The 498-nt window shown below is 60.6% G+C and carries 1 pseudogene; it reads right to left on the bottom strand.

Features of this window, described 5'->3' with window-relative positions:
• Positions 1-498 (bottom strand): annotated as a pseudogene (locus tag J5M57_RS28155) (type I glutamate--ammonia ligase); the annotation flags it as partial.

The raw sequence follows: 498 nt of genomic DNA on the forward strand, positions 1-498 counted from the left end.
GCGCGGGCGGCTCGATCTTGTTCTGGATGCCGTCCAGGCCGGCCAGTAGCAGGGCGGCAAAGGCCATGTAAGGGTTGGCAGACGGATCTGGGCAACGGAATTCGACGCGCTTGGCCTTCGGATTTGGGCCGGTGATCGGGATACGCATGCAGGCGGAGCGGTTGCGCTGTGAATACACCAGATTGACTGGGGCCTCGAAGCCCGGCACCAGACGGTGGTACGAGTTGGCCGAGGGGTTAGTGAAGGCCAGCAGCGACGGTGCGTGCTTGAGGATGCCGCCGATGTAGTAGCGGGCCATGTCAGATAGTTTGGCGTATCCGGACTCGTCAAAGAACAGAGGTTCGCCGCCCTTCCAGATCGAAGAGTGAACATGCATGCCCGAGCCGTTGTCTCCGAAGATCGGCTTCGGCATGAAAGTGGCCGTCTTGCCGTGCTGCCAGGCGACGTTCTTGACGATGTACTTAAACTTCATGACATCGTCAGCGCTGCGCGACAGGG

Origin of the sequence: Pseudomonas sp. 86_A (assembly GCF_017491705.1) — a bacterium.
In the GTDB taxonomy this organism is placed as follows: domain Bacteria; phylum Pseudomonadota; class Gammaproteobacteria; order Pseudomonadales; family Pseudomonadaceae; genus Aquipseudomonas; species Aquipseudomonas koreensis.